Source organism: Acidovorax sp. 62 (genome assembly GCF_002754495.1).
Lineage (GTDB): Bacteria > Pseudomonadota > Gammaproteobacteria > Burkholderiales > Burkholderiaceae_C > Acidovorax.
The window spans coordinates 1104063-1131028 of the sequence record NZ_PEFJ01000001.1 but is presented as its reverse complement, the minus strand read 5'-3'; the positions used below and the strand labels follow the sequence as shown (position 1 = coordinate 1131028).

At 64.9% G+C, this 26966-nt stretch carries 23 protein-coding genes; 8 read left to right on the top strand and 15 right to left on the bottom strand.

The window, feature by feature from the left end; genetic code table 11:
* Nucleotides 1–210: 210 nt before the first annotated feature.
* On the top strand, nucleotides 211–624 hold the full coding sequence (rnk, locus tag CLU86_RS05015) for a nucleoside diphosphate kinase regulator (protein WP_099655125.1): 414 nt from the start codon (nucleotides 211–213) through the stop codon (nucleotides 622–624).
* A 91-nt stretch (nucleotides 625–715) separates the two neighbouring features.
* Here rnk and CLU86_RS05010 read toward each other — a convergent pair whose 3' ends face one another.
* Nucleotides 716–1834 (bottom strand): acyltransferase, encoded by a 1119-nt coding sequence (locus CLU86_RS05010; protein WP_099740858.1) that lies wholly within the window; start codon nucleotides 1832–1834, stop codon nucleotides 716–718.
* A 254-nt stretch (nucleotides 1835–2088) separates the two neighbouring features.
* Between CLU86_RS05010 and CLU86_RS05005 the strand changes: the two genes are divergently transcribed.
* The 3 genes from CLU86_RS05005 to CLU86_RS04995 are packed head-to-tail and all read left to right on the top strand — an operon-like array spanning nucleotide 2089 to nucleotide 5078.
* A complete protein-coding gene (locus CLU86_RS05005) occupies nucleotides 2089–2673 on the top strand; it encodes a GbsR/MarR family transcriptional regulator (protein ID WP_099658568.1) in 585 nt (194 codons plus the stop codon).
* A gap of 4 nt (nucleotides 2674–2677) precedes the next feature.
* On the top strand, nucleotides 2678–4048 hold the full coding sequence (locus CLU86_RS05000; protein ID WP_099740857.1) for a cytochrome ubiquinol oxidase subunit I: 1371 nt from the start codon (nucleotides 2678–2680) through the stop codon (nucleotides 4046–4048).
* A 19-nt stretch (nucleotides 4049–4067) separates the two neighbouring features.
* Complete coding sequence (locus tag CLU86_RS04995) at nucleotides 4068–5078, top strand: cytochrome d ubiquinol oxidase subunit II (RefSeq protein ID WP_099743298.1); 1011 nt, start codon at nucleotides 4068–4070, stop codon at nucleotides 5076–5078.
* 148 nt (nucleotides 5079–5226) lie between these two features.
* On the opposite strand, the gene CLU86_RS04990 is transcribed toward CLU86_RS04995, so the two are convergent.
* The 7 genes from CLU86_RS04990 to CLU86_RS04960 all read right to left on the bottom strand — a co-directional run bounded on the left by CLU86_RS04990 (nucleotide 5227) and on the right by CLU86_RS04960 (nucleotide 13206).
* Nucleotides 5227–6180 (bottom strand): nitronate monooxygenase family protein, encoded by a 954-nt coding sequence (locus CLU86_RS04990; RefSeq protein ID WP_099740856.1) that lies wholly within the window; start codon nucleotides 6178–6180, stop codon nucleotides 5227–5229.
* A gap of 162 nt (nucleotides 6181–6342) precedes the next feature.
* Nucleotides 6343–8133, bottom strand: coding sequence for an acyl-CoA dehydrogenase (locus CLU86_RS04985; protein WP_099740855.1), 1791 nt, complete (start codon nucleotides 8131–8133; stop codon nucleotides 6343–6345).
* 75 nt (nucleotides 8134–8208) lie between these two features.
* Nucleotides 8209–9141, bottom strand: coding sequence for an electron transfer flavoprotein subunit alpha/FixB family protein (locus tag CLU86_RS04980; RefSeq protein ID WP_099740854.1), 933 nt, complete (start codon nucleotides 9139–9141; stop codon nucleotides 8209–8211).
* Complete coding sequence (locus tag CLU86_RS04975; RefSeq protein WP_099740853.1) at nucleotides 9142–9891, bottom strand: electron transfer flavoprotein subunit beta/FixA family protein; 750 nt, start codon at nucleotides 9889–9891, stop codon at nucleotides 9142–9144.
* Nucleotides 9892–10089: 198 nt separating this feature from the next.
* Nucleotides 10090–11448 carry a mechanosensitive ion channel family protein gene (locus tag CLU86_RS04970; RefSeq protein WP_099743296.1) on the bottom strand — a complete coding sequence of 453 codons (1359 nt, stop codon included), beginning with the start codon at nucleotides 11446–11448 and terminating at the stop codon, nucleotides 10090–10092.
* On the bottom strand, nucleotides 11448–12263 hold the full coding sequence (locus tag CLU86_RS04965) for an enoyl-CoA hydratase (RefSeq protein WP_233194803.1): 816 nt from the start codon (nucleotides 12261–12263) through the stop codon (nucleotides 11448–11450). The genes CLU86_RS04970 and CLU86_RS04965 overlap by 1 nt, the downstream gene beginning before the upstream one ends.
* A gap of 37 nt (nucleotides 12264–12300) precedes the next feature.
* Nucleotides 12301–13206: a histone deacetylase family protein gene (locus CLU86_RS04960; RefSeq protein ID WP_099655118.1), complete on the bottom strand. Its 906-nt coding sequence runs from the start codon at nucleotides 13204–13206 to the stop codon at nucleotides 12301–12303.
* A gap of 101 nt (nucleotides 13207–13307) precedes the next feature.
* Here CLU86_RS04960 and CLU86_RS04955 point away from each other — a divergent pair, with 101 nt between their 5' ends.
* The 4 genes from CLU86_RS04955 (at nucleotide 13308) to mltB (ending at nucleotide 18702) form a co-directional block, all read left to right on the top strand.
* On the top strand, nucleotides 13308–14228 hold the full coding sequence (locus CLU86_RS04955; RefSeq protein WP_099655117.1) for a MoxR family ATPase: 921 nt from the start codon (nucleotides 13308–13310) through the stop codon (nucleotides 14226–14228).
* Complete coding sequence (locus CLU86_RS04950; protein ID WP_099740852.1) at nucleotides 14228–15271, top strand: DUF58 domain-containing protein; 1044 nt, start codon at nucleotides 14228–14230, stop codon at nucleotides 15269–15271. Before CLU86_RS04955 ends, CLU86_RS04950 begins: the two co-directional genes overlap by 1 nt.
* Before the next feature lie 135 nt (nucleotides 15272–15406).
* The gene (locus CLU86_RS04945; protein ID WP_099743293.1) at nucleotides 15407–17524 is read left to right on the top strand and encodes a DUF3488 and transglutaminase-like domain-containing protein; all 2118 of its coding nucleotides are present in this window, start codon (nucleotides 15407–15409) and stop codon (nucleotides 17522–17524) included.
* A gap of 98 nt (nucleotides 17525–17622) precedes the next feature.
* Entirely contained in the window at nucleotides 17623–18702 is a 1080-nt protein-coding gene (mltB, locus tag CLU86_RS04940) for a lytic murein transglycosylase B (protein WP_099740851.1), read from the top strand.
* On the opposite strand, the gene CLU86_RS04935 is transcribed toward mltB, so the two are convergent.
* The 7 genes from CLU86_RS04935 to CLU86_RS04905 all read right to left on the bottom strand — a co-directional run bounded on the left by CLU86_RS04935 (nucleotide 18642) and on the right by CLU86_RS04905 (nucleotide 26924).
* Nucleotides 18642–19721 carry an LLM class flavin-dependent oxidoreductase gene (locus tag CLU86_RS04935; RefSeq protein ID WP_099740850.1) on the bottom strand — a complete coding sequence of 360 codons (1080 nt, stop codon included), beginning with the start codon at nucleotides 19719–19721 and terminating at the stop codon, nucleotides 18642–18644. The genes mltB and CLU86_RS04935 overlap by 61 nt on opposite strands.
* 2 nt (nucleotides 19722–19723) lie before the next feature.
* Complete coding sequence (locus CLU86_RS04930) at nucleotides 19724–20665, bottom strand: ABC transporter substrate-binding protein (RefSeq protein WP_099740849.1); 942 nt, start codon at nucleotides 20663–20665, stop codon at nucleotides 19724–19726.
* A gap of 67 nt (nucleotides 20666–20732) precedes the next feature.
* Nucleotides 20733–21668: an ABC transporter substrate-binding protein gene (locus CLU86_RS04925; protein WP_099740848.1), complete on the bottom strand. Its 936-nt coding sequence runs from the start codon at nucleotides 21666–21668 to the stop codon at nucleotides 20733–20735.
* 107 nt (nucleotides 21669–21775) lie between these two features.
* Nucleotides 21776–23671 carry an amino acid ABC transporter permease/ATP-binding protein gene (locus CLU86_RS23230; RefSeq protein ID WP_099740847.1) on the bottom strand — a complete coding sequence of 632 codons (1896 nt, stop codon included), beginning with the start codon at nucleotides 23669–23671 and terminating at the stop codon, nucleotides 21776–21778.
* A 48-nt stretch (nucleotides 23672–23719) separates the two neighbouring features.
* Nucleotides 23720–24343, bottom strand: a complete 624-nt coding sequence (locus CLU86_RS04915; RefSeq protein WP_099740846.1) for a GNAT family N-acetyltransferase — start codon at nucleotides 24341–24343, stop codon at nucleotides 23720–23722.
* Nucleotides 24340–25575, bottom strand: coding sequence for a M20 aminoacylase family protein (locus CLU86_RS04910; protein ID WP_099740845.1), 1236 nt, complete (start codon nucleotides 25573–25575; stop codon nucleotides 24340–24342). Before CLU86_RS04910 ends, CLU86_RS04915 begins: the two co-directional genes overlap by 4 nt.
* Complete coding sequence (locus CLU86_RS04905) at nucleotides 25575–26924, bottom strand: LLM class flavin-dependent oxidoreductase (RefSeq protein WP_099740844.1); 1350 nt, start codon at nucleotides 26922–26924, stop codon at nucleotides 25575–25577. Before CLU86_RS04905 ends, CLU86_RS04910 begins: the two co-directional genes overlap by 1 nt.
* Between the last annotated feature and the right edge of the window lie 42 nt (nucleotides 26925–26966).

Genomic DNA, 26966 nt, shown 5'->3' with positions numbered 1-26966 from the left:
CCAATAGCCCGTGCTATTGGCAAGCGATGCAACGCCGCAGACCGCCCGGCCAGCCACTTGCCCGAAGGGTTGGAGTGAAATCGGGCGATTGAACGCCTCGGCTGCTTGCATGGGCACAAGCCCATGCGGCACACCCGAAGCATCCACTCATCCCGATTGCACTCCAATGCAATCTCCAAAAAGATTTTGAACAGGTTCTAAGGTACTGCCATGGCACGCAAGCCCCAGATCGTTCTGTCCTCTCTCGACCTCGACCGCATTGAAGCCCTGCTGGCCGCCATGCCTTCCAGTGTGTTCCCGGGCAAGGCAGACCTGCAGGCAGAGCTGGATCGGGCGGACGTGGTGGCGCCCGAAGAGATTCCACCCAACGTGGTCACCATGAATTCCACCGTGGAGTTCAGCATTGTGGAGACAGGCAAGTCGTTTTGCCTGACCCTGGTGTACCCGCGTGACCTCGATGGCAGCGCAGACAAGCTCTCTATCCTCGCCCCCGTGGGCAGCGCCTTGCTGGGCTTGTCAGTGGGGGATGAACTGGCCTGGCCCGGCCCTGGCGGAAAGGCCATGACGGTGCAGGTCAAACGCATCGTGTACCAGCCCGAAAGCGCGGGCGAGCTGCATCGCTGAACACCGAAACCGGACCCGCAGGGCTTCGCGGCAAAGCTGGCAAGCCTGTGGGCTGCGCCCCTGCGTCAACACGCGGGCGCACCGCCAGGTATCAACCCCAGTTGCTGCCCAACTGCACCAGCACCCCTGCGGCCACCAGGCTCGCCTGCCAGCGCAGCATGGTGGGCAATGTAGGGGTGCGCTGCTCCACGGTGCGGTACAGCCATTGCCCTGCCACCATGGCCAGCGAAAACGCCAGCAGCATGCCCAGGGCATTGACCCACGGCGATGCGGGCCACAGGCTGCTGACCACGGCATTGACGAGCAGGCACACGGCAAAGTGGATGAGGAACACGGAGTAGGACATTTGCCCAAGGCGCACCAGCGGCGAGACCCCACGCCACTGCCGCACCGCAGGGGTGCGCATGGCCCACACCATGAGCAAGGCCGTTGCCAGCGCCAGCGCGATGCGCGCCCTGAATTCCAACGCCAAGCCCACGCCGCCCAGCACGGCCATCGCCAGCACCCAGCCCGTGGCCTGCGGTGCACGGCTGGCCCAAAAGGCCATCATGCCCAGGCCATAGGCACCAAAGAAGTAAACCGCCCACACATCCCACTGCGCGTCGCGGTTAAAGCCCCACAGCGAGGCCGCAACGCCCACCACCACCAAGGCCTGGCCCAGCAAGGCGGCACGCTGCTTGGCCAGTGGCGATGGCAATGCACGCACTGCAGCAAACATGAGAAGGCTGAGCGCGAACAGCTGGAAATCGATCGCCACGTACCAGACCCCGGCCGACAGGGATTCATGGTCTACCAGGCTGTGCAGCAGCAACGCATGGGTGACCAACTGGGCCAGGCTCGGGTCGCCGGGCACCGAGGGGTGCTCCATCCAGGGGCGCACCAGCGCGCTGATCAGCACAGTCACCAACAACGCCACCACATACGGCACCACCAGGCGCACAAAACGCTTGCTCAATTGCTGGCCCACCTGGCCGAAGCGGGCCACACCCTCTGGCGCCAGGCTGGAGGCAGCCAGGTAGCCGCCCAGCACCAAGAACACTTGCACCGCCATGCGCGCGTAGTCGTACAGCCAGGCCATCAGGTCAGGTGCCAGGGGCTGGGCTATGTCAGACATGGGGCCATAAAAGGCCAGATGGTGCGCAACGATGGCTGCGCAGGCCAGACCCTTGACGGTGTCCAGCAGCGGCAGGCGTGAGGTGTGTTGAGACATGCAGAGAACGGGATTCACCAACGCGCGCTGGCGAAATGGTTCGCAGGCGCAAATGTAAAACCCTCTATTGTCCTCTTTCCATGTAAAGCGTGCCAGCCCCGGCCCAAACCGGTGTACGCAAGGCCGTCCTCACCCCAGCGCCGGAAGGCAAACTGCCTCTGAGCAAGCACCACCTGAATTCGCGGAACAGGCAATTTATTGAATTTTCAGTATTTACTGAAAATTCAATAAATTTGGAGCACAATGCGCTTCCTATGACCTACGTCAAAAACCTCCCTCCTCTGAATCGCCAATTCGTGTCCCATTTCGGCGAGATGGGCAGCCGCTGGGGCATCAACCGCACCGTGGGCCAGATGTATGCGCTGATCTTCCTGTCGCCGCGCCCAGTCAATGCCGACGAGATTGCAGAGACCCTGGAGTTCTCGCGCTCCAACGTAAGCATGGGCCTCAAAGAGCTGCAGTCGTGGCGGCTCGTCAAGCTCAGCCACCAGCCCGGGGACCGGCGCGAATACTTTGAGGCCCCCAAGGATGTGTGGGAAATCTTCCGCGTGCTGGCCGAGGAACGCCGCCGCCGCGAGATCGAGCCCACGCTGTCCATGCTGCGCATGGCGCTGCTGGAAGAGCCCACCTCGGACGAAGAACGCTATGCCCAGGAGCGCATGCGCGAGATGCACGAGCTGATCGACCGCCTGATGACCTGGTTTGACGATGTGCAGCGCCTGGCCCCCGAAACCGCCCTGCAGCTGATGGGCATGGGCACGGCGGTGACCCGGGTGCTGGAGTTCAAAGACCGCCTGACTGGCAAGGGCCGCGCGGGCGACAACGCCAAGGGGGGCTGAGGCCATGGACGCGCTCGATACCTTCACGCTGTCGCGCATCCAGTTCGCGGCCAACATCAGCTTTCACATCCTCTTTCCCACCATCACCATTGCCCTGTGCTGGTTTCTGGTGTTCTTCCGGCTGCGCCACGCGGCCACGCGGGGCACGCCAGCAGCCGTTGGTTGGGGGCAGGCCTATTACTTCTGGACCAAGGTGTTTGCGCTGACCTTCGCCATGGGCGTGGTCTCGGGCATCACCATGAGTTTTCAGTTCGGCACCAACTGGCCTGGCTTCATGGAGCGTGCGGGCAACATCGCCGGGCCGCTGCTGGGCTACGAGGTGTTGACGGCATTTTTTCTGGAAGCCTCGTTCCTGGGCATCATGCTGTTTGGCCGGGGCCGTGTGTCTGACCGCGTGCACCTGGCAGCCACACTGCTGGTGGCCTTCGGCACCACGCTGTCGGCGTTCTGGATTTTGAGCCTGAACTCGTGGATGCAGACCCCTGTGGGTTACGAGATCATCGACGGCAAATTCCATGCGGTGGACTGGCTGGAGATTGTGTTCAACCCGTCCTTCCCCTACCGGCTGGGGCACAAGCTGCTGGCCTCGTGCCTCACGGCAGGCTTCTTGATTGCGGGGGTCAGCGCCTGGCAGTTGCTCAAAGGCACGGCCGCACCTGGCACCCGCCAAGCCTTGCGCACGGCCGTGGTGGCGGTGTCCGTGGCGATGCCACTGCAAATCTTCATGGGCGACCTGCACGGCCTGAACACGCTGGAGCACCAACCCGCCAAGATCGCCGCCATCGAAGGCATCTGGCACACCGAAAAAGGCGCGCCGCTGACCCTGTTTGGCCTGCCCAACGAGAAAGAAGGCCGCACCGACTACGCCCTGCAGATCCCCAAGGGCGCGAGCTTGGTCCTGGCGCATGACCCCGATGCCGAGCTGAAGGGACTGAACGAGTTTGCAGGCGCGCACCCGCCCGTGGCGCCTGTGTTCTGGGGCTTTCGGGTGATGGTGGGCGTGGGCCTGCTGATGCTGGCCGTGGCCTGGGCTGCCGCGTGGGCCTTGTGGCGCCGCCGCGCGCACAGTGCTGGCATGCTGCCCCGCAAGGTGCTGTGGGCGCTGGTGGGCATGACGTTCTCGGGCTGGGTGGCCACGCTGGCGGGCTGGTACGTGACGGAAATCGGGCGCCAGCCCTACCTGGTCTACGGCCTGCTCAAAACCGCCGAGGCCGTGGCCCCCCACCCCAGTGGCATGGTGGCTGGCACGCTGGCGGCCTACCTCACGGTGTATGCGCTGTTGCTGGCCGCCTACGTGGGCGTCATCAAGCACATGGCCGAACACGCCACCCTGCCCGCCCCCGCCGTGGCGCCCGCCACACCCCAAGCCGTTTGAACGGCAGGAGCCCCCCATGATGGAACTACTGAACTGGGCCACCGCCCTGCCCCTGATCTTCATGGCTGTGATGGGCCTGGCCTTGTTGGCCTACGTGATTTTGGACGGCTACGACCTGGGTGTGGGCATGCTGCTGCCGCTGGCCACGCACGCCGAGAAGGATGTGATGGTCTCCAGCATCGGCCCCTTCTGGGACGCCAACGAGACCTGGCTGGTGCTGGGTGTGGGCGTGCTGCTGGTGTGCTTTCCGATGGCGCACGGCCTGGTGTTGTCGGCGCTGTACCTGCCCGTGGCGGTGATGCTGATCGGCCTGATCGTGCGCGGGGTGGCGTTTGACTTTCGCGTGAAGGCACGCGATGCACACAAGGCCGCCTGGAACCACCTGTTTGCGCTGGGCTCCCTGGTCACCACCCTGGCCCAGGGCTGGATGCTGGGGGCGTACGTCACCGGCTTTCACACCGACCTGTGGAGCCGCCTGTTTGCCGTGGGCATTGCGCTGACGCTGCCCGCCGCCTACGCCATGCTGGGCGTGGGCTGGCTGGTGATGAAGACCGAGGGCGAACTGCAACGCAAGGCCTTGCGCTGGGGCCAGGGCGTGCTGTGGCCCATGGGTTTTGCGCTGGTGGGCATCTCGCTGGCCACACCGGTGGTGAGCCACACGGTGTTCCACAAGTGGTTTGCCCTGCCCGGCTTTTTTGCACTGCTGCCGATTCCGCTGGCGTGCGTGGCCGCCTTCTTCGCCATTCGGCATGTGCTGGCCGCACCGCGGGTGGTGGCAGCGGGCTATGGCTGGGTGGTGTTTGTGGCCACGGTGGTGATTTTTGTGCTGGCCTTCTTCGGGCTGTCGTACAGCATCTACCCCTACATCGTCATCGACCGCCTCACGGTATGGGAAGCCGCCAGCGCGACGGAATCCTTGGCGGTGATCGGCATTGGCGTGGCGATCACGCTGCCGGTGATCGTGATCTACACCATCTTCATGTACCGCGTGTTCTGGGGCAAGGCGCGGGAGCTGACGTACGGGCTGTGATGCGTGCCGCCCAACGCCACAGCCCGGCACCCCAATATTGAATCAAATCAGGCCTTGGCGCTTATTGAATAAGCGCTGGCAGCTATACATTCGATAGCAAACATACCACTGAGTGACCAAGCCCAGCGGTATGCACTGCATGCGCCGATCAGAGCTTCAAGCGCGTCCGCGCTTCTTCGTACTCTCGGCGCAGCTTGGCCACCAGCTCGGCCGTGCTGGTCACGGCGTTGATGGCGCCAATGCCCTGGCCGCAGCCCCAGATGTCCTTCCAGGCCTTTTGGGCGCCACCGCCAAAGTTCATCTTGCTGGGGTCGGACTCGGGCAGGTTTTCGGGGTCCAGCCCTGCGGCGCGGATCGAGGGCGCCAGGTAGTTGCCGTGCACGCCCGTGAACAGGTTGCTGTAGACGATGTCGTCGGAGTTGCTCTCCACAATGGCTTGCTTGTAGGCATCCACCGCGCGGGCCTCGTGCGTGGCAATGAAGGCCGAGCCGATGTAGCCAAAGTCGGCCCCCATGGCCTGGGCGGCCAACACCGCGCCACCGCTGGCGATGGAGCCGCTGAGCGCCAAGGGGCCGTCAAACCACTGGCGAATTTCCTGGACCAGCGCGAACGGGCTCTTGGTGCCTGCGTGTCCACCGGCACCGGCCGCCACGGCGATCAGGCCGTCAGCGCCCTTCTCGATCGCCTTGTGCGCGAACTTGTTGTTGATGATGTCGTGCAGCACGATGCCGCCCCAGGCGTGCACCGCCTGGTTCACATCCTCACGCGCACCCAGGCTGGTGATGATGATCGGCACCTTGTACTTGGCGCACACCTGCATGTCGTGCTCCAGGCGGTCGTTGCTCTTGTGCACGATCTGGTTGATGGCAAAGGGCGCGGCGGGCTTGTCGGGGTTGGCCTTGTTGTAGGCGGCCAGCGTCTCGGTGATTTCGGCCAGCCACTCATCGAGCAGTTCGGCGGGGCGCGCATTGAGTGACGGCATGGAGCCGACCACACCGGCCTTGCACTGCTCAATGACGAGCTTGGGGTTGCTGATGATGAACAGCGGCGATCCGATGACGGGCAACGACAGGTTTTGCAACGCGGCGGGCAGTTTGGACATGGCAACAACTTCCAGAAACAGGTTTTGATTGAAATAGCCCTCTAGCGCTTATTCAACAAGCGCTAGCAGCTATTATTTTTTATAGTAAAGGCCTGCACCCTGCACAGGCCTCGTCTCACTCTTTTTCATTCCTCAACGGGCGGGCTGCCCTTTCAGGACGCGTTAGAACGCCTCCAATGCCAGCTCGGTCACGCTGGCAGCGCCTTCCACAATGCTGTCGCGCAGGCCGGGGGCCTTCACCAGAATGTGGTCAGCGTAGAACTGGGCCGTGGTGATTTTTGCGCGCATGAAGGCTTCGTCCTGTCCCTTTTGCAACAGGTCTTGGGCCACCAGCAGGCTGCGCGCCAGTTGCCAGCCCGCCACCACATTGCCCGCCAGCATCAGGTAGGGCACGCTGCCCGCGAAGACGGCGTTGGGCTGGGCCTTGGTGCCGCCCGCCACGAAGTCGATCACGTCGAGCAGCGCCTTGCGTGCAGCCGTCAGGCGCTTGGCCACGGCCAGGGCTGCGGGTGTGCCACTGGCCAGCAACGCAGCCTCGGTCTTCTCGATCTGCGCGGCAATGCCCTTGGCCACCTGGCCACCATCACGCGCCGTCTTGCGGCCCACGAGGTCGTTGGCCTGGATGGCCGTGGTGCCTTCGTAGATGGTCAGGATCTTGGCGTCGCGGTAGTACTGCGCCGCGCCAGTTTCTTCAATGAAGCCCATGCCACCATGCACCTGCACGCCCAGGCTGGTCACTTCCAGGCTGGTTTCGGTGCTGTAGCCCTTGACCAGCGGCACCATGAATTCATAGAACGCCTGGTTCTGCTTGCGCGTGTCCGCATCAGGGTGGTGGTGGGCGGCGTCGAACGCGGCAGCCGCCACGGTGGCCATGGCGCGGCAGCCCTCGACGGTGGCGCGCATGGTCATGAGCATGCGCTTGACGTCGGGGTGGTGAATGATGGCGGCGCTGGCGTTGATGCTGCCGTCCACAGGGCGGCTCTGCACGCGGTCTTTCGCGTACTGCACAGCCTTTTGATAAGCGCGCTCGGAGATCGCAATGCCCTGCATGCCCACGGCGTAGCGGGCCGCGTTCATCATGATGAACATGTATTCGAGGCCACGGTTCTCCTCACCAACCAAATAGCCCACAGCACCACCATGGTCGCCAAACTGCAGCACGGCCGTGGGCGACGCCTTGATGCCCAGCTTGTGCTCGATGCTCACGCAGTGCGCGTCGTTGCGCGCGCCCAGGCTGCCGTCCTGGTTGACCATGAACTTGGGCACCACAAACAAGCTGATGCCCTTGACGCCCTCGGGCGCGCCCTGCACGCGGGCCAGCACCAGGTGCACGATGTTCTCGGCCATGTCGTGCTCACCATAGGTGATGAAGATCTTGGTGCCGAAGACTTTGTAGCTGCCGTCCGGCTGGGGTTCAGCGCGCGTGCGCACCAGTGCCAGGTCCGAGCCCGCCTGGGGTTCGGTCAGGTTCATGGTGCCGGTCCACTCGCCCGTCACCAGCTTTTCGAGGTACGTGGCCTTGAGTTCATCGCTGCCCGCCGTGAGCAGCGCCTCGATGGCGCCATCGGTCAGCAGCGGGCACAGCGCAAAACTCATGTTGGCGCTGTTGGTCATCTCGATGCAGGCTGCGCCAATGGTCTTGGGCAAGCCCTGGCCGCCAAAGTCGGCGGGGTGCTGCAGGCCTTGCCAGCCGCCTTCGGCGTACTGGCGAAAGGCTTCCTTGAAACCGGGCGTGGTGGTGACCACACCGGATTGAAAGCTCGATGGATTCCTGTCGCCTTCCCAGTTGAGCGGAGCCAGCACGCCCTCGTTGAACTTGGCGCACTCTTCCAGCACGGCGGCGGCGGTGTCCAGACCTGCGTCTTCAAAGCCAGGGATTTGGGCGATCTGTTCGATGTTGGCCAAGTGCTCGATGGCGAACAGCATGTCCTTGACGGGGGCGGTGTAGCTCATTGTTGTCTCCGGAAAAGCAAAATTTCGTCAAAAAAAAGGCATCGCGAACGATGCCTTTGTGCAAGCCACAGGGCTTTACAGCGCCTTGACCAATTCAGGCACTGCCGTGAACAGGTCGGCTTCCAGGCCGTAGTCGGCCACGCTGAAGATCGGAGCTTCTGGGTCCTTGTTGATCGCCACGATCACCTTGGAGTCCTTCATGCCCGCCAAGTGCTGGATCGCACCCGAGATACCCGCAGCGATGTACAACTGCGGCGCCACGATCTTGCCGGTCTGGCCCACTTGCAGATCGTTGGGGGCGTAGCCTGCATCCACCGCTGCGCGGCTGGCACCAATGGCGGCACCCAGCTTGTCGGCCAGCGGGGTGATGACTTCGTTGAATTTCTCAGCACTGCCCAGCGCACGGCCACCGGAGACGATGATCTTGGCGGCGGTGAGTTCGGGGCGGTCGTTCTTGGCGATCTCGCTGCCCACGTAGCTGCTCTTGCCGGCATCGGCGGTCGCAGCGGCGGTTTCGACGGCGGCGCTGCCACCCGTGGCAGCTGCGGCATCAAAGCCGGTGGTGCGCACGGTGATGACTTTGACGCTGTCTGCGCTTTGCACGGTGGCGATGGCGTTGCCTGCGTAGATGGGGCGCTCGAAGGTGTCTTGGCTTACCACCTTGGTGATGTCGCTGATCTGGGCCACGTCGAGCTTGGCGGCCACGCGGGGGGCCACGTTCTTGCCACCTGCGGTGGCGGGGAACAGGATGTGGCTGTAGTTGCTGGCGATCGCCAGTACCTGGGCTGCCACGTTCTCGGCCAAGCCGTGGGCCAGGCTTGCTGCGTCGGCATGGATCACCTTGCTCACACCAGCGATCTGGGCTGCTGCTTGGGCGGCTGCACCGGCGTTGTGGCCGGCAACGAGGACGTGCACGTCGCCACCGCAAGCGGCTGCAGCTGTCACGGTGTTCAGGGTGGCGCCTTTGATGCTGGCGTTGTCGTGTTCAGCAATAACGAGTACCGACATTTAGATCACCTTCGCTTCGTTCTTGAGTTTTTCAACGAGGGCCGCCACGTCGGCCACCTTCACGCCTGCGCCGCGCTTGGCAGGCTCGGTCACTTTGAGGGTCTTGAGGCGAGGCGCCACGTCCACGCCGAGGTCTTCGGGCTTGACGACATCCAGCTGTTTCTTCTTGGCCTTCATGATGTTGGGCAAGGTGACGTAGCGGGGTTCGTTCAGGCGCAGGTCGGTGGTGATGACGGCGGGCAGCGTCAGGGCCAGGGTTTCCAGGCCGCCGTCGATTTCGCGGGTCACATTGACCTTGTCGGCAGCCAGGTCCACCTTGCTGGCGTTGGTGGCTTGCGGCAGGTCGGCCAGGGCTGCGAGCATCTGGCCGGTCTGGTTGGCGTCGTCGTCGATGGCTTGTTTGCCCAGGATGATGAGCGAGGGTTGCTCTTTGTCCACCAGGGCCTTGAGCAGCTTGGCCACGGCCAGGGGTTGCAGTTCGACATCGGTCTCGACCAGGATGGCGCGGTCGGCGCCAATCGCCATGGCCGTGCGCAGGGTTTCCTGGCATTGGGCTACGCCGCAGGAGACTGCGATGACTTCGGTCACCAGGCCTTTTTCTTTCAGGCGCACTGCCTCTTCAACGGCGATTTCGTCAAAGGGGTTCATGCTCATCTTCACGTTGGCGATGTCCACACCCGTGTTGTCCGACTTCACTCGGACCTTCACGTTGTAGTCCACCACGCGCTTGACAGGGACCAAGACCTTCATTGCTGCGGCTCCTAGAGAGTTGGTTGAATTGACGTTTACGTAAACCAGATGATTCTATGCCGCACTGCAGCGAACCCAACAAAAGGATGCGCTGCTGGCTGCAAATCTTCAAAAAACGAACGACCGTGCTTTTTGTGAATTATAGGCCAGCAATTCACTGGCGCACAAAGAGTTTGCTGTCACCTGCGGCACGCAGGGTCACTGCCCCTGGCTTTGCGGTGGGGATGCCGCATCGGCCCCCACCAAGGCAGCCACCGTGGGCCCGGCCCCAGGCAAGCTGCCCTCCACCTGCACGTGCATGACGCGCTGGGGGAACGGAATGTCGATATGGTGCGCGCGCAGCGCCGCCAAAATGGCCCGGTTAATGTCTGAGCGCAGGCCCAGGGTGCCGTTTTCCGGATCGGCAATCCAGAACCCCACCGTGAACTCCAGGCCATCGGCGCCAAAAGCAGACAAAGACGCAGACGGTGCGGGATCGCGCAGCACGCGGTTGCTGGCCAGGGCCGATTCGGTCAACAGCTGGATCACCAGATCCACATCGCTGTCGTAGGCCACACTCACCACAGTGGACAGCCACACGCGCGGATCGGCCAGCGACAGGTTTTCCACCCGCTGGGTGATCAGCATCTCGTTGGGCACGATGGACTCGCGCCCTGCCGCAGACCGCACCACGGTGTAGCGCGCATTGATGTTGGTGATGCGGCCTTCAAAGTTGTCTACACGCACGTTGTCGCCAATGCGCATGCTGCGCTCGGTCAGGATGACAAAGCCGCTGACGTAGTTGGAGGCCAGCTTTTGCAGCCCCAGGCCAATGCCCACGCCCACAGCCCCCCCCAACACCGACAAGGCCGTGAGATCAATCCCCACCGCCGACATGGCCACAATGAGGCCAAAGAAAATCATCACAGCCCGCAGCGCGTTGCTGACGGCCTTGCGCAGCGACAACTCAGCCCCCGTGGCTGAGCGCAACAAGCGCGACTCAATCGCAGCCGACACCCACAGCGTGAGCAGCAGCACCGCCGCCGCCGTCAAGGCCCCCTCCACCATGGTGCGCAGGCTCAGGTTCACGCTGCCCACCTTCCAGTGGATCTGCTCCATCTCGCCCAGCACCAGCGGCAACAGGCCCGTGACCCACAGCACCATGGCCAGCCACGCCAGCCAGGAGATGGTGCGCTCGATCGGTTTAACCCACTGGGACTGCGGAAACGCTACCTGCAGCACTTTGGCCCCGATGCGGATCACGACCAGCGACACCAGCACCGGAATCGCCACCTTGAACACGGCCAGCGGCACCCAGTTGAGCAGCGCGGTGCGCGCCACATAGCCCAATGCCAGCAGCACGATGGGGAACAGCGCCCCATCCACCACCTTGCGACCAAACAGAATGGAGCGATGCCCCTCTTGCTTGAGCCCACGGCGCAGCAAGGCCACCATGCCCCAGGCCAGCCCCAAACACACCAGCAGGCTGGCCAGCTCAATCAACACCGTGGGCGCTGCAAAGGCACGCAGCCACTGCCCCACATCGTCCAGCATGGGGGTATCTACAGAGCCTGCCATCAGCGCTTCCACTCCGGTGTGCGTTTCTCAGCAAAGGCCCGCGCACCTTCCTGGGCGGCTGGGTCCATCATGTTGAGCGCCATGGTCTGCCCGGCCAACTGGTAGGCAGCCTCGATGCCCAGCTCGCGCTGTTGGTACACCAGCGCCTTGCCCATGGCAATGGCAGCGCGGGGCTTCTCCAGAATGGACTGGAGCAGTGCTTCCACCTCGGCATCCAGCGCATGGGCTGGCACCACGCGATTGAGCAAACCCTGCGCCTGGGCGGTGCGGGCGTCGATGAAGTCTCCGGTGAGCAGCATCTCCATGGCGCGCTTGGCGGGCACATTGCGCACCAGCGGCACGCTGGGCGTGGCACAAAACAGGCCGTAGTGGATGCCGCTGGTGGCAAAGCTGGCGTCTTCCGCCGCCACCGCCAGATCACACTGCGCCACCAGTTGGCAGCCCGCAGCGGTGGCCATGCCTTGCACCCGCGCAATGACGGGCACAGGCAGCTTGTGGATGGTGAGCATCATGCGGCTGCACTGCGCAAACAGCTTTTGGTACCACGCCTGATCGGGGTGGGCGGCCATGTCCTTGAGGTTGTGCCCCGCACAAAACGCCTTGCCTTGCGCCGCCAGCACCACGGCCCGCGCGGACGGGTCCTGGGCCACAGCGTCCAGCGCCTGCTGCAACGCCACCAGCATCTCCGAGCCCAGGGCATTGAAGCGCCCCGGATCGTTCAAGGTCAGGGTGATCACCCCCCGCTCATCGCGCGCCACCGCCAGAGGCGATTGCGGCGCTTGCAGCGACATTTGCGCCGTGTCCAAAACCGTCATCCGTTCAACTACCTTTCACATCCAACAAAAATACACGTCACAGATCCGCCAGCACGCGCAAGTGCGCCTCCACACTGCGGGCCAGCGGCCCCATCACGTAGCCGCCCTCCAGGCACGACACGATGCGGCCCTTGGAGTAGCGCCGGGCAATGTCTTTCACACGCTGGGTGATCCAGGTGTAGTCCTGCTCGGTCAGGCCCAGTTGGCCCATGTCGTCCTCGCGGTGGGCATCAAAGCCCGCGCTCACAAAAATCATCTCGGGCTTGAAGGCCTCCAGCCTCGGGATCCACATCATCTCGATGATCTCCCGGACATCCATGCCCCGCGTGTAGGCCGCCACCGGCACGTTCACCATGTTGGGGGCCGGGTCCACATCGCCGCTGTATGGATAGAACGGGTGCTGGAAGATGCTGACCATGAGCGCCCGCGAATCGCCCGCCAGGATGTCCTCTGTGCCGTTGCCGTGGTGCACGTCAAAGTCCACTACCGCCACGCGCTGCAGGTTGTAGCGCTGCAATGCATATTTGGCGGCCACCGCCACGTTGTTGAAGAAGCAAAACCCCATGGCCTTGCTGCGGGTGGCATGGTGGCCCGGGGGGCGCACGGCGCAAAAGGCATTTTCCAGCTCACCCGCCATCACCGCATCGGTGGCGGCCAGCGCAGCGCCTGCGGCGCGCAAGGCGGCTTTCCAGGTGTGGGCATTGATGGAAGTGTCCGTGTCCAACTGCGAGTAGTTGGGCCCGCCCGCCATCAGCTCTTCATTCAGGCGATCCGACAGGCCCCGCAGTGCCGCCACATGCATGCGGTCGTGCGCCAGTTCAATGTCGGCCAATGCGGCCTCGGGGGCTTCAAACCGCTCCAGCGCATCGCCCACGCCGGTGACCAGCAAGCGGTCTTCAATGGCATCGAGGCGCTCGGGGCATTCGGGGTGGCCCGGGCCCATTTCGTGTTTCCAACAGTCCCTGTGCGTGAAATAGCCCGTCTTGCTCACAGTCTTGTCCCCGTGTCTCAGATTTTTCAGAGTTTTTCGGATAACGTTGCGCCATGGATGCACAGCACAAAATCAAATCGCTTTTAGACCAGCTTAACACGGTGATCGTAGGCAAAAAGGCCCAGGTTCAAGACTGCGTGGCCTGCCTGCTGGCCGGGGGCCACCTGCTGATTGAGGACGTGCCCGGCGTTGGCAAGACCACCTTGGCCCACGCGCTGTCGCGCACTTTCGGTCTGCAGTTTTCGCGGGTGCAGTTCACTGCCGACCTGATGCCCAGCGACCTGACGGGCGTGTCGGTGTACGAGCGCGGCAAGGAAGGCTTTGTCTTTCACCCCGGCCCGGTGTTTGCCCAGGTGCTGCTGGCCGACGAAATCAACCGTGCCAGCCCCAAAACGCAAAGTGCCTTGCTCGAAGCCATGGAAGAAAAGCAGGTCTCGGTCGAAGGCGCCACCCGGCCTCTGCCCCACCCCTTTTTCGTGATTGCCACACAGAACCCACTCGACCAGCTTGGCACCTTCGCGCTGCCTGAATCGCAGCTGGACCGGTTTTTGATGCGCATCTCCATTGGCTACCCCGACCGCGCCTCAGAGCGCCTGCTGCTGGCCGGATCAGACCGCCGCGACATGGTGGACACACTGCCCGCCCTGCTGGACGCCCCCGAGCTGGCCGAGCTGCAACGCCAGGTGCTGGCCGTGCATGCGTCCGATGCCCTGCTGAACTACGTGCAAGACCTGGTGGCCGCCACGCGCTCGGGCCAATGGTTTTTGCAAGGCCTGTCGCCCCGTGCGGGGATTGCCCTCGTGCGCGCGGCCAAGGCGCAGGCACTGATCAGCGGGCGCGACTATGTCGCCCCTGACGACGTGCAGGCCGTGCTGCCCCAAACCATTGCCCACCGCCTGGTGCCCGTGGGCGATGCCGGGCGCGGCGCAGTAGAGCAAGTGCGTGCCATGGTCGATGCCACCCCCCTGGCGTGATGGCTGGCACAGCAACCCGCCCCGCTGCCCCAAAGCCGTTGACAGGCGCTGTCGGGGGCTTCTCGCCCCTGGCGCCGCTGCGTCGGCGCTTTCGTTCCTGGTGGGAGGGGCGCCTCAAGCGCGATGACACCCTCACCCTGACCCAGCGCAACGTCTATATCGTGCCCACCGGGCCGGGGTGGATGCTGGCCGTCACCCTGCTGGTGCTGCTGGTGGCGTCCATCAACTTCCAGCTCAACCTGGGCTACCTGTTCACCTTCATGCTGGCGGGCAGTGCCGCCATCGGCATGCACATCTGCCACGCCACGCTGCGCGGCATCACTTTGCACCTCAAGCCGCCCCAGCCCCAGTTTATGGGCACCAGCGCTGCGCTGGAGGTGCAACTGTCCAGCCCCCGCACCACGCCGCGCTATGGCATTGGCGTGGCCGTGCACGAGCCCGAAGCCCACGCCGAGCACCACTGGGCCTGGACCGATGTACCCGCCCAGGGCCAGGCCACGGTGCAGGTGGCGTTCCAGCCCCAGCGGCGCGGCCTGCACCCGGTGCCTACGTTGACGGCCGAAACGCGCTTTCCCATGGGCACTTTCCGCGTCTGGACCTATTGGCGCCCAGCCTCTCAAATCCTGGTGTACCCCGCCCCCGAGGTACCCGCCGCGCCCCTGCCCCCCGGCGAGCCCCGCGCCGTAGGCAAGGGCAGCGCCAACAGCCAGGGCATTGGCGAATTTGACGGCGTGCGCGCCTACCGGCGGGGCGACCCGCTCAAACTCGTGGTGTGGAAGAAAGCGGCCAAATCACTGGGCAGCGGCACCGATGACCTGGTCAGCCGCGACGCCCAGCAAAGCCAGCGCCAGGAGCTGTGGCTGGACGTGAACAGAGCCAACCTGCCCGACCCTGAGGCGCGCATCTCCCGTGTCACCGCCTGGGTGCTGCAAGCCGACCGCCTGGGCCTGGACTACGGCCTGCGCGTGCCAGGGCGTGAGATTGCCCCAGGCAGCGGCGCAGCGCACCGCATGCAGTGCCTGGAAGCCTTGGCGCTGTGCTGACACGCGCCGCCAGCCCCACCGCTTGAATACACCCATAAAAATGCCATCCAGCGCAAGCAGCTATCCTTTCAATAGCAAAAAACATCACCCATGGGGGACGGCGCTGCTAGCCCCCCCGTGCGGGACGGCCTGCCCATGAGCGCACTGCCCACCACGGCGCCCCGCGCCACACTGCGCCAAACCCTGGCCCACCTGCCCCGCGAAGCGCGGGACACCCTGTTCCTGCTGGCCGTGATCGCCTGGGTCATTGCGCCCCAAGCGCAGTGGCTGCCTGTTTGGACCAGCCTGCTGGTGGCCTGCATCCTGCTGTGGCGCAGCTGGCTGGCCTGGTACAGCAGGCCGCTGCCCAGCCGCTGGATCACCTCGGGCCTGATCGCGCCTGTGGCGTTTGGCGCCACCATCTTCTCGTACGGCACCTTCGTCGGGCGCGAGGCCGGGGTCACGCTGGTGGTGACCCTGCTAGCCCTCAAGACTCTGGAGCTGCGCGCCCGCCGCGATGCCCTGGTCATCTTCTTCCTGGGCTTCTTCACCATGGTCAGCAGCTTCTTCAGCTCGCAATCGCTGCTGACCGCCGCCGCCATGCTGGTGGGGCTGCTGGGCATGCTCACCGCGCTGGTCAATGCCCACATGCCCGTCGGGCGCCCCCCGCTGCGGCAATCGTTTCGCACCGCGTTCACCATGGCGCTGCTGGGCGCGCCCATCATGGCAGCGCTGTTCATGCTCTTCCCCCGCATGGCGCCGCTGTGGGGGGTGCCCAGCGAGCAAACCGTGGGCGGCAGTGGCCTGTCGGGATCGATGAAGGTGGGCAGCATCGCTGAGCTGGCACTGAACGAAGCCGTGGCGTTTCGCCTGCGCTTCGACAGCCCGACACAAGAGCTGCCCCCGCCCTCGACCATGTACTTTCGTGGCCCCGTGCTCGCGGGATTTGACGGGCGCGAGTGGCGGGCCGAGCCTTTTCGCGAAGACAGCGCCTGGGCCGCGCGTGCGGGCCTGCCTGCCAACTTGCAGGTGCAAGGCCCTGCGCTGCGCTACGAAGTGACGCTGGAGCCCCAGAGACGCCCCTGGCTGATGGTGCTGGAAGCCACCCCCCAGGCCCCCGAGCTGCCCGGCAACCCCACCTACATGACGCAGGATTTGCAGTGGATGGCAGCGCGCCCCATCATGGACGTGGTGCGCTACCGGGCGGAAAGTTACCCCGAATTCCGCCATGGCCCCAGCACCCCAGTGCGGCAGTTGCGCGAGTTCGTAACCTTGCCCCCAGGTTTTAACCCCCGCACGCTGGCACTGGCAGCCCAGATGCGCGCCGACCCGGCCCTGGCCAACGGCGACACGGCCGCCCTGGTCAGCGCGGCGCTGAACCGGCTGCGCACTGGTGGCTACAGCTACACGCTGGAGCCCGGCGTGTATGGCGAACACACCGCCGACGAGTTCTGGTTTGACCGCAAGGAAGGCTTTTGCGAGCACATTGCATCGGCCTTTGTGGTGCTGATGCGGGCCATGGACGTGCCCGCGCGCATCGTCACGGGCTACCAAGGCGGCGCCATCAACCCGGTGGACGGCTACTGGACCGTGCGCCAAAGCGATGCCCACGCCTGGGCCGAGGTGTGGATGCCCGAGCGCGGCTGGGTGCGGGTGGACCCGACCGGCGCCGTGGCCCCCGGCCGCGTGGGGGCCTTTGAGCGCCTGGCTGCGCCCCGGGGTGCCTTTGCATCGGCCATGGGCACCATGATCGGCGTGGGCACCCTGCAGCAGCTGCGCGCAGCGTGGGAGGCCGTCAACAACCGCTGGAACCAATGGGTGCTGAACTACACCCAAAACCGCCAGATGGACCTGCTTAAAAAGCTGGGCTTTGAATCGCCCAGCTGGCAAGACCTGACGACGATTTTGGGCGGCCTGCTGGGCGTGGCCGCGCTGGGCGCCGCAGGGTGGAGCTGGTGGGAGCGCAGCCAGCACGACCCGTGGCTGCGCCTGCTGGCCCGCACCCGCAAGCGCCTGGCCAGCGCCGGGCTGCCGCTGCCCGATCACCTGCCGCCACGCACCATGGCGCAGAAGGTGCTGGCGCACTGGAGCCAAAGCGCCACCAACCCGGGGCACGCTCTTCAATCAACGCCTGCGCAGCCCATTCAACCCATTGCCGACTGGCTGCTGCGCCTGGAGCAGGTACGCTATGCAGCCCACCCGGCTGCGCAGCTCAGTGCCCTGCGGCGCGAATTCAACGCCCTGCCCTGGCCTGCAGCCCGCAAAGGTCCTTGACAAGGTCCAGGCCCCAAACCTGGACCCCACCCCGCCAACGCACCCTTACCCCCTTGCGGGCCGACACCGAATCGGCCCCGCTCTTTCAGACCCGCTTCATGTTCAAGACCGTTCTGCTTGCTACATCTTTAATAGCTGCCAGCGCAATACCTGCAAGCGCCAAGCCCCAAAAACATTCACAACCAGCGGCCACACGCAACAACACGGTGCAGGGCAGCACCCCGTACGCCCAGCGCGAAGACGCCATGCAGTTTGCCGACGACCTGGCCGCGCGCCGGGGGCTGGACCGTGAATGGGTGCGCCAAGCCGTAGGCCAGGCGCGCTATCTGGGGGGCGTGCCCAAGCTCATGCTGCCGCCCGCCTCTGGCACGGCCAAAAACTGGCGCGTGTACCGCAGCCGCTTCATCGACCCCATCCGCATCCGCGCAGGGGTGCGCTTTTGGCAAGAGCACCGCGAAGCCCTGGCCCGCGCCGAGCAGGAATATGGCGTGCCCGCCGAGATCATCGTCGGCATCATCGGGGTCGAGACCATCTACGGCCAGCAGATGGGCAACTTCCGCGTGATGGACGCGCTGGCCACCTTGGCCTTCGACTTCCCCGCCGCGCACCCGCGCGCCAAAGAGCGCACCGAGTTCTTTCGCCGTGAGCTGGAGCAATGGCTGAGCCTGGCCAACCGCACCAACATCGACCCGTTTGAGGTCAAGGGCAGCTACGCAGGCGCCATGGGGCTGGGGCAGTTCATGCCGTCAAGCTGGGCGCGGTTTGCGGTGGACTTTGACGGCGACAGCCGCATCGACCTGTTCAAGAGCCCCACGGATGCGATTGGCTCGGTGGCCAACTACTTCAAGGGCCACGGCTGGACCACGGGCATGCCCACGCACTTTGCCGTGCAGTTCGACCCCGCCACGCTCAAGCTCGACGAACTGCTTGCGCCCGACATCCTGCCCACCTTCAGCGCGGCCAGCCTGCAGGCCAAGGGCGCGGTGCTTGACGCAGCGGGCGCACAGCACACAGGCCCCATGGCCCTGATCGAGCTGCAAAACGGCGGCGATACGCCCACCTACGTGGTGGGCACCGAGAACTTCTACGCAGTCACGCGCTACAACTGGTCGAGCTACTACGCGATGGCGGTGATTGAGCTGGGACGCGAAGTGGCCGCGGCCCGCGCTGCGCGGTAGTCGCCCACCGCGCTGGCAGGCACCCAGCCCAGCTCCGGAGCAATCAGGCGGGCGGTGTCGCTCAATATCTGGGTGTATTCCGCCGCACTGAAGTCATACGGCAATTCCAGCCGCAGCTCTTGCACCAAGGGCACGATGGGGTCGCGGCGCAAGTGCTCCAGGATTTCATCGGCCGTGCCCACCAGGTCGCGGGCGAACAGCGTGCGGCGCTCGCCCTGCGGGGCCAGCGTGCGCCCATGCCGCGATGCAGCCCAGGCGCGGTAGCGGGCACGGGTGCTGGCGTCCGCACCGTCCAGCGGCACGATCACGCGGCCCAGCGCCACGCGCGGGGCGCAAGCCCCGGCCCAGTGCGCGTGGTACAGGGCCAGTTGGCTGCGCTGCGCTTCAAAAAAATCATCCGTCTGCTCACCCCGGTTCAGGTTGCCAATCAGCAGGTGATACCCGTTTTCGCCCGCCCAGCGGGCAGAACGCAACGAGCCACCGCCGTACCACAGCCGCTGCGCCAGCCCAGGCGCGTGTGGCTGCACCCGTGGGCGCTGGCGGCCCGCGGGCGACTCCACAAACGTGTCCTCGTCGCCAATCAGGTCACCGCGCAGGTTCTCGCGCAGCCGCTGCACGCGGGCGTGCGAGAAGTCCACGGCCGACGCATCCCCATCCCACAGCCGCTCGCCCAGCAAGTCGCCATACGGCGGGGCGCCAGCGCTCAGCCCGACCTGTAGCCGCCCCTGTGCCAGCACATCCACCGTGGCCAGGTCTTCGGCCAGGCGAAACGGATTCTCGTAGCCCATCTGGATCACCGCCGTGCCCAGTGCAATGCGCTGGGTGCGCTGGCTGGCCGCCGCCAAGAAGGTGGTGGCGGACGACACCCCACGCTCCAGGTGCCGTTGGCGCACCCAGGCGCTTTGGTAACCCAGCGCCTCGCCCAGCGCGAACAGGTCCAGGGCTTCGTTCAGGCCCTGCAGCGGGCTGGCTTCGGCATAGCTGCCGGGGGTAAGGAATGCAAGGTGGGCAATGGCCATGGTCAGAACTTCGGCAAGCCGGGGGGATTGGTCTCGGACTTTGGCAAGGCCTCCTCCAGCAAAGCCCAGCGCTGCAGCGCCTGCGTGTACTGGCCGCTCTGGATCAGTCCATTGGTCGCCAGGGTCAACGCATCGGCCAGGCCCGAGCCCTTGCGGGTGGTGATGGCGACATCCGATTTGAGCGGCCAGCCCGCATTCACGGTGCCAACCAGCTTGGTTTTGCCTTCTTTGGCCGCATGGTAGGCCTGCGGCGCATTGGGGTTGAAGTTGGCGTCTGCACGGCCCGACACCACCGCCAGCAGGCGTGCGGCATCGTCGTCAAAGTACAGCAGCTCTACGGGCTTGAGCCCTGCGGCCAGGTTCTTCTTGTTCCATTCGAGCAGGATGCGCTCCTGGTTCGTGCCCGAGCCGGTCACCACCTTCAGCCCAGCCACATCCTTGGGCTCCTGGATCGCCGCGATCTTGCTGTCGGTGCGCACATAAAACCCGTGCAGGCCCAGGCGGTAGGTGGAGAAATCGAACTTCTCCTTGCGCTGCTCCGTCACCCCCACGTTCGAGATCACAGCATCGTATTTGCCAGAGCTCAGCCCTAGCGGCCAGTCGGCCCAGGCAATGGGCAGCAGCTCCAGCTTCAGGCCCAGCGCATCGGCCACCAGTTGTGCGTAGTCGGGGTCAAACCCCACCAAGGTCTTGGCGTCGCTGGCGTAGGTGGAAATGGGCGGCGCAAACGGCGCAATCGCCACCGTGAACACGCCTTCCTTTACAAACTTGAAGCCCTTGGGGATGGCCTGGATGGCCGCCGCGTTCTTGTCCGCACGCAGGCGGCCCTTTTGTTCGGGGCTGAAGTCAAACGCCGCCGCAGCCATCGCCGCACTGGCCACAGAGAAAAATGCCAGCGCGGCACCCGCCGCCAGCACCGTGCGACGCACAAGGTTCAATGCCATGGTGTTCCTATCAACGAAAGATGTGTCGGATCGGGCTCGCGACCTGCATGGATCGCGGACCGTTGCCTCACTTCTTGGGCAAGCCGGGTGGGTTGGTGCGCGATGCGGTGATCGCTTCAGACTGCAAATTCCAGCGCTCCAGCGCCTTGGCGTAGTTGCCGTTTTTGATTTGCGCATTGAGTGCCGCGGTGACCGCATCGGCTATGCCCGAGCCCTTGCGCGAGGCCACTGCAATCTCTGCCGCCTGGGGCCAGCCGCCCGAGAATGCGCCCACCAGACGCGTCTTGCCATCGCGCGCGTTGTGGGCCGCAATGCCGTTGGGCGCCAGGTACGCATCAGCGCGTCCTGAGGCCAGGGCCAGGTACAGCACCACGTCATCGTCAAAATACAGAATGTCCACCGGCTTGAGGCCCGCTGCCACGTTCTGCTGGTTCCAGCGCAACAGGATCTGCTCCTGGTTCGTACTCGCCCCCACCACCACCTTGAGGCCCGCCACGTCCTTGGGCTCCTTGATGGACTGGATCTTGGAGTTGGCAGCCACGTAAATGCCCAACTGGTCATTGCGGTAGGTAGAGAAGTCGAACTTCTCCTTGCGCTCTTCCGTCACTGTGACGTTGGAGATCACCACGTCGAACTTGCCAGACTGCAAGCCCAGCGGCCAGTCGGCCCAGGCCACCGATACCAGCTCCAGCTTGCGGCCCAGGCTGTCAGCTACCAGTTGCGCAATGTCGGGGGCATTGCCCACCGGGGTTTTGTTGTCGGTGGCATAGGCGCCAAACGGCAGGCGGCCCGTGGTGGTGCCCACCGTCAGCACACCGTCCTTGGCAAACTTGAAGCCCGGGGGCAGCAGCTTGAGCGCATCGTCCACCTTTTGCGAGCGGGGGCGGCCGGGCTGCTCCGGGCTCAAGTCCACGGCCTGGGCGGTGGCGTGCAGCGGCATCAGTGCCGCAGTGGCGACCAGGGCCAGCAGCACAGACGAGAGGGTTTGGCGAAACGTGGGCATGAAGAAATTCCTTGGTTTGAAATCAAAGCGATCAATGAAAGCCACAGGGCGGCCGAGCCCCGTGAGGGTGTGTTGGTGGACTTGCGATGAATAGGGGCAGACCCGCGTCAGAGCACCTTGGCCAAAAACTCTGCGGTGCGCGGGTGGTCAGGCTGGTTGAACACCTTGGCAGGCGAGCCTGTTTCCAAAATGCGCCCCCGCTCCATGAACACCACGGTGTCAGCCACCTCGCGGGCAAAGCCGATTTCATGTGTCACGATGACCAGGGTGGTGCCGCTGCGCGCCAGCTCTTTGATCACATCCAGCACTTCGCCCACCAGCTCAGGATCGAGTGCCGATGTGGGCTCATCAAACAGCAGCACCTTGGGCTTGAGCGCCAGGGCCCGTGCAATCGCCACGCGCTGCTGCTGCCCACCCGAGAGCTGGCGTGGATAGCTGTGCGCCTTGTCGGCCAGGCCCACGCGGTCCAGTAGCTCCAGCGCCAGGGCCTCGGCCTCGGTGCGCGGCACACCACGCACATGGATGGGGGCTTCGATGATGTTCTCCAGCACCGTCAAGTGCGGGAACAGGTTGAAGTTCTGAAACACCATGCCCACGTCCACGCGGCGGCGCAAGATGTCCTTCTCGCCCAGTTCGTACAGCGTGTCGGCATCCTGGCGGTAGCCGATCAGTTCACCGTCGATGGCGATGAAGCCGCCGTCCACGCGTTCGAGGTGGTTGATGGTGCGCAGCAAGGTGGACTTGCCCGAGCCAGACTGCCCCAGGATCACCGTGACGCTGCCCGGCTGCACCGTGAGCGTCACGCCATGCAGCACCTGCAGGTCGCCATAGCGCTTGGTCACCCCGTGGATCGTGACCTCCCCACCCTGGCTGTGGTTCCCCGTCCAGCGGGGCACCACCGGCACGGCCGTGGGCTGTGCGGGTGGCTGCTGCACGACGGCCTGCGCAGGGGCTAGCACACCCCGAGCAGGCCGCGCAGGCCACAGGCGCTGGGCGATGGCACTGAACAGCGAAGGCGGCGGGTTGCGCAACGCCCCCTTGGAGAAATGCCGCTCGATGTAGTGCTGCGCCAGCGACAGCACCGTGAGGATCACCAGGTACCACACCGTGGCCACCATGAGCAGCGGGATCACCTCCAGGTTGCGGCGGTAAATAATCTGGATGGTGTAGAACAGCTCAGGCAGCGCCAGGATGTACACGTTGGACGTGCCCTTGGCCAGGCCAATGATGTCGTTGAACCCCGCCGGCAAGATCGAGCGCATGGCCTGCGGCAACACGATGCGAAACGCCTGGCGGCGCCGTGGCAGGCCCAAGGCGGCAGCGGCCTCCAGCTGCCCCTGGTCCACCGCCAGGATGCCCCCGCGCACGATCTCTGACGCAAATGCAGCCTGGTTCAGCGTGAGGCCGATCAGCGCCGCAGCAAACGGGCTGATGAGCTGCGTGGTGGGGTAGGAGAAAAACGTCCAATCGGTGAAAGGCACCCCCACACCGAGCGTCTCGTACAGATAGCCCAGGTTGTTGATGATGAGCAGCAACACGATGATGGGGATGGAGCGAAAAATCCAGATGAACACCCACGACAGCCCCGCCAGCAACGGCGAGCGCGACACCCGTGCCAATGCCAGCGCCGTGCCCAGCGTGAAGCCCAACACCGCCCCCAATGCTGTGAGCAGCAGCGTGCGCCCCAAGCCCACCAACACGGGTTCTGCAAAAAACCACTCGCCAAACACGCCCCAGCCCCAGCGCGGGTTGGTGAACACCGAATACAACACCAGCGCTATGACAGCGGCGGCAAACAGCGTGCCCACAGCGCGTGCGCGGTGCCGCGCCGGTACCACTTTGTAGTGCGAGTAGTCGCCCTTGCTGGGGGCTGGGTGGTGCACGGGGGCCTCCAGCGCAGCGGGCGCAGGGGCGCGGGCCGCGCCGCTGGACAACGGGGCAGACGGCGTGGAGCCCAGCGGGCGCAGGTGACCAGCGTCATCCAGGGTGGTCGTCGTTGACATGGGCCAGTCCTTCGTAAAACAAAAATAGGGGTTCTCTGCAACCCAGGCTCAGGCTGCCCGGGCGTGGGCTGCTGGCGCTGCAGGCGCAGGCCCATGCACGCTGCCCAGCAGCCCCGTCGGCTGCACAAACAAGTGCTGAGCGCGGGACGCCAGAAAATGCGGTGCATCGGCCAGGGAAGGCACCTCAGGCGACAGGCGCTTTTCAAACGGCAGCGACCGGTAGGTACCCGCCGGGGCCGCCACATCAAACAATGCCGAGTAGCCCAGGCCCTGGTACAAGCCCACCGCCTCGGGCTGGCGAAACCCCGTGGTCAGGTAGATGCGGCGGTAACCCTGGCGCTGCACCTGCGCTTCCAGCTCCGCCATCACCTTGCAGGCCAGCCCCTGGCGGCGCCACTGCGAGTGGGTCCACATGCGCTTGAGTTCTGCCGTGTCGTCGTCATAGCGCTTGAAGGCGCCACCCGCCACCGCCTGCCCTTGCCGCAGCAGCAATACAAAATTTCCGCCCTGCGCGGGCGCAAACAGCTGCGGCGGGTACTTCTCCATCTCCCGAGGGCTGCCGTCCTGCTGGTAGAACTCGCCGTAGCGGCTGTCGTATTCGTGGGTCAGCTCCTGCACCAAGGGCTGGGCCAGGGGGTCCAGCGGGGTGGTGTAGACAAACAGGTCGCTCATGCGATGGACTCCTGAGATTCGGTGGGGCCAGTGACCAGAAACTGCTCCGCCAGCCGCACCCAATAGCTGGCCGAGGGCGCCAGGATGGCGTCGTTGAAGTCGTAGTACGGGCTGTGCAGCGAGGCCCCATCGCCATTGCCCACAAACACATAGCTGCCGGGGCGCTTGAGCAGCATGAAGGCGAAGTCCTCGCTGGCCGTGCGCGGCCGAAAGCCCGCATCCACGGCCGTCACGCCAAAGGTGTCCAGCGCCACCTGCCGGGCAAAGGCGGTTTCCTTGTCGTGGTTGATCACGGCGGGGTAACCCAGGCGGTAGTCCACCTCGGCCGTGGCACCAAAGCTCTCAGCCTGCGCACGCGCCACCTCGGGCACGCGGCGCTGCAGCAGCGCCCGCACCTCGGGCTTGAAGGCGCGGGCCGTGATCTTGAGTTCGACGCTCTCGGGAATCACGTTGGCCGCATGGCCGCCATGGATGGAACCCACGGTGACCACCCCCATGTCCAGCGGGTCCACATTGCGCGACACCACCGACTGCAGCGCAGTGATGATGTGCGCGCTGGCCACCACGGGGTCCACCGTGTCTTGCGGCGCAGCCCCATGCCCGCCCTTGCCGCGCACGGTGATGAGGGCCTGGTCCACCGAGGCCATGGCCGGGCCGCTCACGCAGCCAAAGTGCCCAGCCTCCACGCACGGCCAGTTGTGCAGGCCAAACACCGCATCGCACGGGAAGCGCTCAAAAAGCCCTTCGGCAATCATTTGCCGGGCGCCGCCACCGCCCTCTTCGGCGGGCTGAAAAATCAGGTGCAACGTGCCATCCCACAGCCCCTCTTGCGCCAGGTAGCGGGCGGCTGCCAGCAGCACCGTGGTGTGCCCATCGTGCCCACAGGCGTGCATCACACCGGGGTTCTCGCTGGCATAGGGCAGGCTTGTCGTCTCCTGGATAGGCAGCGCATCCATGTCGGCCCGAATGCCCAAGCGGCGCTCGCCCCGGCCCCTGCGCAGCGTGCCCACCACGCCCGTGCCTGCGATGCCGGTGGTGACCTCATAGCCCCACTGCGCCAGTCGCTCGGCCACGATGGCTGCGGTGCGGAACTCCTGGAACGACAGCTCGGGGTGCTGGTGCAGGTCACGCCGCAGCGCCTTGAACTCACCAATGGACGACGCCACACTGCGGCGCACCTGCTCGGCGCGATCGCTGCCCGAAGTCACCTGCACAGGCAATGCGGCACCCATCACGCGGCCTTGGGCACGGGCAACTCGGCCTGGCTGTCGGGCGCATAGCGACTCGCCTTGCGGGGCAAACCCAGGTGGTCGCGCAGCGTCTGGCCCGGCAGAGTGCGCTCATAGCGGCCGCATGCATCCAGCGCCGGGATGACGAACTGCACAAAATCATCGAGCCCTTGCGACAGCACCGGAAAGCCCAGAATGAAACCATCGGCCGCCCCCTCGTCCACCCAGCGGATGATCTCCTCGGCCACGCGCTCGCCCGTGCCCACAAACTGCGAGCGCGGGGTGGCCACTTCCAGTGCCACCTGGCGCAGCGTGAGCCCGCGCGCTTGGGCATCGGCCTTGATGCGGTCGGTGGTAGAGCGAAAGCTGTTCTTGCCAATGTCGCCCAGCTCAGGAAACGGCGCGTCCAGCGCGTACTGCGTGAAGTCGTGGTGATCGAAAAACCGGCCCAGGTAGGCCAGGGCTTCGTCGATGGTGAGCAGCTCGCGAATGGTCTGGTATTTAGCCTCGGCCTCTTCTTGCGTGGCCGCCACGATGGGGCCGATGCCCGGAAAAATCTTTACCTCGTCGGCTTGGCGCCCGTGCGCCACCGCACTGGCCTTGACCTTGCGTAAAAACGCCCGGGTCTCCTCGATCGACGGCGAGTGGGTGAACACCGCGTCGGCAAACTTGCCCGCCAGGCCGATACCGGCGTCGGACGAGCCCGCCTGGAAGATCACAGGTTGTCCCTGCGCCGAGCGACCGATGTTCAGCGGCCCGGCCACCTCAAAAAAGCGCCCCTTGTGGTTGAGCGTGTGCAGCTTGGCAGGATCGAAGAACTGGCCCGTTTCACGGTTGCGCACGATGGCGTCTTCATCCCAGCTGTCCCACAGCCCCTGCGTCACCTGCAGGTACTCATCGGCGATCTCGTAGCGCAGCGCGTGGTCCGGGTGGGTGCGGCTGTAGTTCTGCGCGGTGCCTTCCAGCGGTGTGGTCACCACGTTCCAGCCCGCACGGCCACTGCTGATGAGGTCCAGCGAGGCAAACTGCCGCGCCACCGTGAACGGGTCGCTGTACGACGTGGAGATGGTGCCTGCCAAACCGATCTTGGAGGTGACCGTGGCCAGCGCCGACAGGATGGAAATGGGCTCGAAGCGGTTGAGGAAATGCGGAATCGACTTTGCGTTGATGAACAGACCATCGGCCACAAACGCAAAGGCAATGCCGTTGGCGTCGGCCTTTTGCGCCGTGCGGATGTAGAAGTCCAGGTTCACGCTGGCGTCTGCAGGGCCTGCGGGGTGCTTCCACGCATTCATGTGGCCACCGGCGCCGTGCAGCATCACACCAAAGCGGATGGGGGATTTTGGGCTCATGGGAACAAACTCCGACAACAAATGGGAAGGATGGAAAGCAGC

What these genes read in the sequence shown, in the direction of transcription:
- rnk (WP_099655125.1), top strand. Translation starts at nt 211, where the DNA reads ATGGCACGCAAGCCCCAGATCGTTCTGTCCTCTCTCGACCTCGACCGC.
- CLU86_RS05010 (WP_099740858.1), bottom strand. Translation starts at nt 1,834, where the DNA reads ATGTCTCAACACACCTCACGCCTGCCGCTGCTGGACACCGTCAAGGGT.
- CLU86_RS05005 (WP_099658568.1), top strand. Translation starts at nt 2,089, where the DNA reads ATGACCTACGTCAAAAACCTCCCTCCTCTGAATCGCCAATTCGTGTCC.
- CLU86_RS05000 (WP_099740857.1), top strand. Translation starts at nt 2,678, where the DNA reads ATGGACGCGCTCGATACCTTCACGCTGTCGCGCATCCAGTTCGCGGCC.
- CLU86_RS04995 (WP_099743298.1), top strand. Translation starts at nt 4,068, where the DNA reads ATGGAACTACTGAACTGGGCCACCGCCCTGCCCCTGATCTTCATGGCT.
- CLU86_RS04990 (WP_099740856.1), bottom strand. Translation starts at nt 6,180, where the DNA reads ATGTCCAAACTGCCCGCCGCGTTGCAAAACCTGTCGTTGCCCGTCATC.
- CLU86_RS04985 (WP_099740855.1), bottom strand. Translation starts at nt 8,133, where the DNA reads ATGAGCTACACCGCCCCCGTCAAGGACATGCTGTTCGCCATCGAGCAC.
- CLU86_RS04980 (WP_099740854.1), bottom strand. Translation starts at nt 9,141, where the DNA reads ATGTCGGTACTCGTTATTGCTGAACACGACAACGCCAGCATCAAAGGC.
- CLU86_RS04975 (WP_099740853.1), bottom strand. Translation starts at nt 9,891, where the DNA reads ATGAAGGTCTTGGTCCCTGTCAAGCGCGTGGTGGACTACAACGTGAAG.
- CLU86_RS04970 (WP_099743296.1), bottom strand. Translation starts at nt 11,448, where the DNA reads ATGGCAGGCTCTGTAGATACCCCCATGCTGGACGATGTGGGGCAGTGG.
- CLU86_RS04965 (WP_233194803.1), bottom strand. Translation starts at nt 12,263, where the DNA reads ATGACGGTTTTGGACACGGCGCAAATGTCGCTGCAAGCGCCGCAATCG.
- CLU86_RS04960 (WP_099655118.1), bottom strand. Translation starts at nt 13,206, where the DNA reads ATGGGCCCGGGCCACCCCGAATGCCCCGAGCGCCTCGATGCCATTGAA.
- CLU86_RS04955 (WP_099655117.1), top strand. Translation starts at nt 13,308, where the DNA reads ATGGATGCACAGCACAAAATCAAATCGCTTTTAGACCAGCTTAACACG.
- CLU86_RS04950 (WP_099740852.1), top strand. Translation starts at nt 14,228, where the DNA reads ATGGCTGGCACAGCAACCCGCCCCGCTGCCCCAAAGCCGTTGACAGGC.
- CLU86_RS04945 (WP_099743293.1), top strand. Translation starts at nt 15,407, where the DNA reads ATGAGCGCACTGCCCACCACGGCGCCCCGCGCCACACTGCGCCAAACC.
- mltB (WP_099740851.1), top strand. Translation starts at nt 17,623, where the DNA reads ATGTTCAAGACCGTTCTGCTTGCTACATCTTTAATAGCTGCCAGCGCA.
- CLU86_RS04935 (WP_099740850.1), bottom strand. Translation starts at nt 19,721, where the DNA reads ATGGCCATTGCCCACCTTGCATTCCTTACCCCCGGCAGCTATGCCGAA.
- CLU86_RS04930 (WP_099740849.1), bottom strand. Translation starts at nt 20,665, where the DNA reads ATGGCATTGAACCTTGTGCGTCGCACGGTGCTGGCGGCGGGTGCCGCG.
- CLU86_RS04925 (WP_099740848.1), bottom strand. Translation starts at nt 21,668, where the DNA reads ATGCCCACGTTTCGCCAAACCCTCTCGTCTGTGCTGCTGGCCCTGGTC.
- CLU86_RS23230 (WP_099740847.1), bottom strand. Translation starts at nt 23,671, where the DNA reads ATGTCAACGACGACCACCCTGGATGACGCTGGTCACCTGCGCCCGCTG.
- CLU86_RS04915 (WP_099740846.1), bottom strand. Translation starts at nt 24,343, where the DNA reads ATGAGCGACCTGTTTGTCTACACCACCCCGCTGGACCCCCTGGCCCAG.
- CLU86_RS04910 (WP_099740845.1), bottom strand. Translation starts at nt 25,575, where the DNA reads ATGGGTGCCGCATTGCCTGTGCAGGTGACTTCGGGCAGCGATCGCGCC.
- CLU86_RS04905 (WP_099740844.1), bottom strand. Translation starts at nt 26,924, where the DNA reads ATGAGCCCAAAATCCCCCATCCGCTTTGGTGTGATGCTGCACGGCGCC.